General features: G+C 36.2%; 5 protein-coding genes and 1 pseudogene. 3 read left to right on the top strand and 3 right to left on the bottom strand.

Going from position 1 to position 4,505, the window contains the following annotated elements; genetic code table 11:
• Nucleotides 1-203: 203 nt before the first annotated feature.
• A pseudogene (locus tag QZU45_RS10930) lies at nucleotides 204-686 on the top strand (tyrosine-type recombinase/integrase); the annotation flags it as partial.
• Complete coding sequence (locus QZU45_RS10925) at nucleotides 676-1,725, top strand: tyrosine-type recombinase/integrase (protein ID WP_074945673.1); 1,050 nt, start codon at nucleotides 676-678, stop codon at nucleotides 1,723-1,725. The pseudogene QZU45_RS10930 and the gene QZU45_RS10925, both read left to right, overlap by 11 nt.
• Before the next feature lie 102 nt (nucleotides 1,726-1,827).
• On the opposite strand, the gene QZU45_RS10920 is transcribed toward QZU45_RS10925, so the two are convergent.
• Both QZU45_RS10920 and QZU45_RS10915 read right to left on the bottom strand, forming a co-directional pair.
• On the bottom strand, nucleotides 1,828-1,968 hold the full coding sequence (locus QZU45_RS10920) for a hypothetical protein (protein WP_295355227.1): 141 nt from the start codon (nucleotides 1,966-1,968) through the stop codon (nucleotides 1,828-1,830).
• Nucleotides 1,969-1,971: 3 nt separating this feature from the next.
• Complete coding sequence (locus QZU45_RS10915) at nucleotides 1,972-2,535, bottom strand: hypothetical protein (protein ID WP_295355225.1); 564 nt, start codon at nucleotides 2,533-2,535, stop codon at nucleotides 1,972-1,974.
• Nucleotides 2,536-2,605: 70 nt separating this feature from the next.
• Between QZU45_RS10915 and QZU45_RS12530 the strand changes: the two genes are divergently transcribed.
• Nucleotides 2,606-2,848 carry a transposase gene (locus QZU45_RS12530; RefSeq protein ID WP_366925495.1) on the top strand — a complete coding sequence of 81 codons (243 nt, stop codon included), beginning with the start codon at nucleotides 2,606-2,608 and terminating at the stop codon, nucleotides 2,846-2,848.
• On the opposite strand, the gene QZU45_RS10910 is transcribed toward QZU45_RS12530, so the two are convergent.
• Nucleotides 2,814-4,220 carry an IS4 family transposase gene (locus QZU45_RS10910; protein WP_295355223.1) on the bottom strand — a complete coding sequence of 469 codons (1,407 nt, stop codon included), beginning with the start codon at nucleotides 4,218-4,220 and terminating at the stop codon, nucleotides 2,814-2,816. The two genes, QZU45_RS12530 and QZU45_RS10910, sit on opposite strands and share 35 nt — an antisense overlap.
• Nucleotides 4,221-4,505: the final 285 nt, after the last annotated feature.

Below are 4,505 nucleotides of genomic sequence, written 5' to 3'. Positions count from 1 at the left end.
ATCCAATTTTACGGATAAAACAATTGCAAAATATCAGAATAAAGCTCTGTATATTTTATTAACACATTGATCTATATATCAAATTTTTAAAGAACTTTTGATGCTGATTAAATTCAGCAACGGATCGCAACTGGTAACAGTTGCATATCCTTTAATTTATGCGGATCCTAGGATAAATTTCTTAAGATCCTAGGTATGTAAAACTAAGTAAAACCAAGAACGGAGCAGAACGTTACTGCATCTTAAATGACGATCTTCTTTCTCTAATGCGCTCCTATGCCAGCAAAACCTTTTATCAAATTAAAGATCATGATGCCATTTTCTGGGGACTTAAAGCATTAAATAATAGCGTTAGTCAGGGAACAATTCACAGCTATCACGTTGAATTTCTGCATAGAGCTGGAATTCCATACAATGGAGAGCATAAAGGACCTAGAGTTCATGACTGGAGATGGACTGCTGCAGTCATGAGCTGTAAACAACTTATAGATAGTGGTAAGGATATGCATAATTCACTTATTTACCTAGCACAATGGCTCGGTCACAGTGATGTAAGTTCTTGTGAATATTACCTGCGATACGCCACAATGCTTTTCCCTTATCTGTGTTCTAAGCTTGATGATACTCTAGAAAAAGCACTGAAATCATTAGGAGATAGTCTGGAGGTACCAGAATATGTTGACTGATTTTAATCTGCATATACAGAAATTCTTTACAGAGTACCTGCCTAAAGATAAAGGGTACTCTCCTAAAACAATAGAATCCTACAGCAAGACATTCTCTCTATTCTTAAAATATATAAGAGATTATGAACATATACTGATTGAAAATATGACCATAGCCCTGCTTACAAGAACACTGGTAGAAAAGTTCATTCGTTATCTTGCAGAGGAAAAGCAAAACAGTGCTGCCACACGAAACCAGAGAAAAGCAGCTATTGTCAGTTTTATCAATTATCTTGAATATGAAATCGTAGACTATCAGCAGCAGTATGCGGAAATTAAAGCCATCAGAATAAAAACTCCTATCCATCAGGCTCCTAAATTTCTGAGTTCTGAGGGGTTAGAAGCGTTTATTCATGAAGTAATAGAAGAACCTAGAAATAGGTTGCGAAATCTGCTGATTATTTCTCTCATGGTAGGTGCTGGTTTAAGAGTTTCAGAAGTAATCAACCTCAGGCCAAAAGATATTAATTTGGGGAATCCTGCCTCTATGGTAATTATCGGAAAAGGAGCTAGATACAGAACAGTGCCATTGCAGAAGCAGATCGTACAGAAAATAATAATCTATATGAAACAGACTGGCTTAGAGCATCCTGCTAGAAGAGAAGAATATCTATTTCTGAATCAATTTGGACAACCTATATCTAGACATGGTGTTTATAACCTTGTAAAAAAATATGCAGAGAAAGCAAGAATAAAAGCGCCTGAACTAATTCCTGATGAGGTGACTCCTCATATGCTGAGACACACCTTTGCTACATTAAATATAGCCAATGGTGTAGATCTTATCTACGTTAGAGATTTGCTTGGTCATAGCAGTGTGCAGATAACCGAAAAATTTTATATTGGACATTATAAGAAAGTAAGGGAGGCAAATACAGTTGCGGAAAGCTTGTCAAAGATTACTGATGGAGAAAATTTTACTAATTTAGAAAAGATAAATAATAAAGATGAAAACACATTGAATTTTTTAGAAAATTTGACTAAACGTAGAGTAAATTAAACTGTTATGTTGAGTAATTTTGAATAAAACTAAAAAAATAAATAAGATATCAAAGTCACTCAACAATAACTCTTTCTAAACATAAGATGAATTATGTTACTTTTAACATAATTCATCAATACCGTTCCACTTTACACCTATTGAGCCAGAGCTTATCATGGCCATCAGCTTATGAATGCCAAATCTGCCACAGACAGGCTCACGAACCAATAAAATCTTACCTGTTGATGATAATATTGACATGGGTTACTCCTGCAGCAAGCTCATAATCTTGTTAACAGTCTCCCAGATTTGTGGCTGTTTGGGATTAAATGACAGCTGAACGCCATTCAACTGGATTCGGGCGTAATCAGAATCTGAGTTGACATTGTTCCTGTATCTGTTGTGTCTGTAAAAGTTGTTGCGCCTCATTGGCTCTTCATTTTCTATAAGAGGGAGAAGTGAAGTCTGCTCAGAAATCTCCTGATTGGACTCTGGATGCTCGACTGAGATAACCTGAACCTGCTCCTTACGATCAGTCTCATACCTGTTAACGATCTTAAACATAGTTGATTTGGAGATACCCAGATGCTCAGACATCTTAGTTACGGAGAATCCCTGATTTTTTAGCACTTTGATTTGTTCAATAAGAGCTTCAAAAGCTAGTTTCTCTTTTTGGTTGTAGATAACTTCACCCAGATGAGAGATACCAAGGCGGTCAATAGTATTCTTTGACAAATGATATTTATAGGCGATTTGGTACGAGGACAGTTGTGAGGTTGTAATATCTTTTACAATATTTTTGACTACCTCGGGATCTATGCTACTCATAGTGACTCCTTAGCAAACTAAAAATTTGCTAAGATCGTACTATTTATGCGGGATTGGAGCTAGGTACTAAATATTTAACAGTTACGAGCTAAAATCAGAAAACTCTCCTCTGAAGTATCTAATCTCTGATGGATATGCCGGATATGACTCAGCCATTAAAGTTCTGAATGAGCAAGGCGTAACTCTAAAAAGCTGCAGATGTTATGCTCATGCCAGAAGACCTCTGCATTATTATTTAAAGAACACAGGTCTTTTAAAAATTTATCATACCCAGGACCTTAAGCAATTTTACAAGAGGTCCCTGGTTGGTTAGCGATCTGCCAAAATAATAATGGCAGATCTTTTAATAAAATTCGATCTCGCTGCGATGGTGTCGTTCTTGTACAGAACTCTGCGATGTTAGCGAGAAGCTCTTTAAAAATTCGATATATGGTCGATCTGCTTTTGTACGCAAGTGCATTTACGAAATCATCAAAGAGATCGTTGTACTTATGCAGTTTCAGCAGTGATAAGTTTGTAATCTCATGCTTTATAACAGCCTTAGTTCCACAGAAGGTCTTGATAATTGAGGCCAGAAGAGAAAGCAGGATAAAGATAAGAATTACATTCTTCTTACTGGAGTTAATGCTTTTTAGATTGTTGCCGCTCTTATTAGCTTTATTGAACAGCTCAATGTTCCAGCGGACTCTGTAAAGCAGATAAAGCTGTTTTGAAGCAAGCTTATCTCTTCTGACATTGGTTCTTAGAATAGAGATTTTATCCTCAACCTTCGCAGCAGGATTATATCTGTGGATAATTCTAAGAGTATTGCCTTTGGCTGTCCTGATGGTTACATCGCAATTTAGCTTTTTAGGTAAATTCTTAAGCTTTTTACCAATGTATTCATTCAGTCTTGAACCATCCTCAGCAAAAGCTTCAATGATTGTTCCATTGGTGTTGACCTTACCTCTAATCAGGAACTGAATACCTTCTTCTGAAAGAGACTGTTCAAGTTCTTCATCAATGTAGCCTCTGTCCGCAATGAGCAGACAGCCTTTAAGATATTCTTTGAGAACACGGTCTCTTTCAGAACCTACAGCTTCAGAGATATCTATGTAAATAAAGGTCTGCTGAACCAGAGAATATGCAACATGAAGCTTTGCACCAGGTCTTGCAGATTCACCATCTAATCTGTCTCTGCCTTTTCCCTGACAGCCGAAGTTTGCAGCACAGGAGTACTGGAGGTCAATTTCTGTACCGTCGATGAGAATGATATCTTTAACGCCTATAGCATCAAGAATCGTATTCAAATCTTCTGAAAGATATTTCTTAATCTTCTTTGCAAGCTTGTGAGAGAACAGAGAAATAGACTGTTCAACTATGGTTTTGACAACAGCCAGAGCTTCATCAGAATCAAGCTGTTTATGAATGCACTTATGGCTCATTTTTAGGGCTTGATCCTGATTTCGATTGTAATTCATGTGAAAGTCGTTAAGAGTAAATTCAGAGCTTCTGGTTGATGAACACAGTTTAGAAAGACTGCCTAACAGATAACTGGAGAGAGAGAATTTACGTTCCCTAATACAGGCTTTACATTTAAAAGCTATATCTCGGATATTGTCCTTAGAAAGAACCGTCAGTAGATTTTTGGCAGTTGGAGATAAATTGGTTGACAGATTAGATAGAAATAGGGATAATGGCTCCATGGGTTCTCCTTTAATTAATTGATTTTTAAGCACATTCATTATACTAAAGGTGAACCCTTAAGTCCATTAATACCCATCAAATCAAGCAATTATTTCCCTAATTAACAAAAATCCCAAAATTAGGACAAAACAATATCGTTTTGTTTAAATACACCTGTTGTACAATATATTAACAGCTTGATTTATATATCGAATTTTTAAAGAACTTTACCTACAGGTTGACTGTTAGGTACATTATGATTTAACCCATTGATCTTAATTAATTTTTAAAGATCCTGGGTATGA

The sequence above is a fragment of the uncultured Succinivibrio sp. genome (genome assembly GCF_902756765.1).
Classification (GTDB): domain Bacteria; phylum Pseudomonadota; class Gammaproteobacteria; order Enterobacterales; family Succinivibrionaceae; genus Succinivibrio.
The sequence above is the reverse complement of the archived record's forward strand: the minus strand, read 5'-3'. Positions and strand labels throughout refer to the sequence as shown.

Excerpts from the sequence above, each read along its gene's own strand:
- QZU45_RS10925 (WP_074945673.1), top strand. The coding sequence starts at position 676 with ATGTTGACTGATTTTAATCTGCATATACAGAAATTCTTTACAGAGTAC.
- QZU45_RS10920 (WP_295355227.1), bottom strand. The coding sequence starts at position 1,968 with ATGTCAATATTATCATCAACAGGTAAGATTTTATTGGTTCGTGAGCCT.
- QZU45_RS10915 (WP_295355225.1), bottom strand. The coding sequence starts at position 2,535 with ATGAGTAGCATAGATCCCGAGGTAGTCAAAAATATTGTAAAAGATATT.
- QZU45_RS10910 (WP_295355223.1), bottom strand. The coding sequence starts at position 4,220 with ATGGAGCCATTATCCCTATTTCTATCTAATCTGTCAACCAATTTATCT.